A 1,257-nucleotide genomic window follows, 5' to 3' on the forward strand; every position below is an offset into this window, starting at 1 on the left:
GTTCCCAATAAAATCCTCGAGTGCGGTTTCCCACAAGCGTATCGTAACCCCAATAGTTAGTTCAAGCGCGCTGTTTTGTAAAACGGAGTATGCGGGTCTTATTGCCGGCCTGCTCAACTGCTCTGAAGATATAGGCTTAACGGGTACCCGGTGCCTCCCACTTAATTCTAGCACCTTTCGCGCAAAGCCACACCATGATACCTGACCGGTGTTAACCATATGATATATTCCATATTTCCCCGTCGCAATAAGACGGGCAACGGCCAGAGCAACATCAACCGTATATGTCGGAGAGCCGAATTGGTCGTCGACCACCTTGAGTTTCCCCTGTTCATCAGCCAACCTCATCATGGTGGTGACGAAATTCTTGCCGTTTTCGCCATAAAGCCAGGCGGTCCTAATAATATAGTGCTCGGCAAGAAGGCTTGCCACAAACTGCTCGCCGGCATACTTAGAAAAGCCGTAGACGTTAAGCGGATTCGGCCGGTCCCGCTCAAGGTAAGGCTCCCTCTTGACCCCATCGAAAACAAAATCCGTGCTGACGTAAAGCATTGCCGCGCCGACCTTTCGGCATGCCAGGGCGATGTTTCGCGTCCCTATAGCGTTCACGCGATAGGCGTGGCGTATATTGCTTTCACAGCCATCTACGTCGGTGTACGCCGCCGTATGAACAACGATCTGGGGTTCTGCTTCAAAAATGAGTGTTTCGGTGGCACGGGCATCGGTGATATCCACCTCGCCGATGTCTACCCCGATGACCCGGTGCTCGCCCGAAAGGACATCGACCATATCGGTGCCGAGCATGCCTTTCGCACCTGTTACAAGTACCTTCAAAACCCCTCCTCCTTATCCATCGAAGCGATGGTTGGATGGCGGCATTCTTTTGTTGTTTAAACTTTCCCGATTACGTGAATTAATAAATAGCTCATTCCCGTACTATGCGTTTTCTGCTGGAGGATAGTTGTATGAAAGGTTTAATCTTAAGCGGCGGAACCGGGACGCGCCTGAGGCCAATCACTTTTACCAGCGCCAAGCAGCTCGTACCGGTGGCCAACAAACCGATCCTCTTTTATGCGATCGAAACGGTGCGGGCCGCGGGGATCACCGAGATCGGTATCATCGTTGGTGAGACGAAGGACGAGGTAAAGCAAGCTGTGGGCGATGGCAGCCGGTTCGGCGTCGCCATCACCTACATCGAGCAAGAAGCCCCGTTGGGCCTCGCCCACGCCGTTAAGATAGCCGAGCCCTTCATCCAGG

General features: G+C 53.0%; 2 protein-coding genes. One reads left to right on the forward strand and one right to left on the reverse strand.

Annotated features, from left to right (window positions below):
* On the reverse strand, window positions 1-834 hold an 834-nt coding region (rfbD, locus tag COY37_RS07120), incomplete at its 3' end, for a dTDP-4-dehydrorhamnose reductase (RefSeq protein ID WP_286976997.1).
* Between the two features lie 131 nt (window positions 835-965).
* Between rfbD and COY37_RS07125 the strand changes: the two genes are divergently transcribed.
* A partial coding sequence (locus tag COY37_RS07125) for a sugar phosphate nucleotidyltransferase (RefSeq protein ID WP_286977000.1) occupies window positions 966-1,257 on the forward strand: 292 nt, incomplete at its 3' end.

Source organism: Candidatus Aquicultor secundus (assembly GCF_002791875.1).
Classification (GTDB): Bacteria; Actinomycetota; Aquicultoria; order Aquicultorales; family Aquicultoraceae; genus Aquicultor_A; species Aquicultor_A secundus.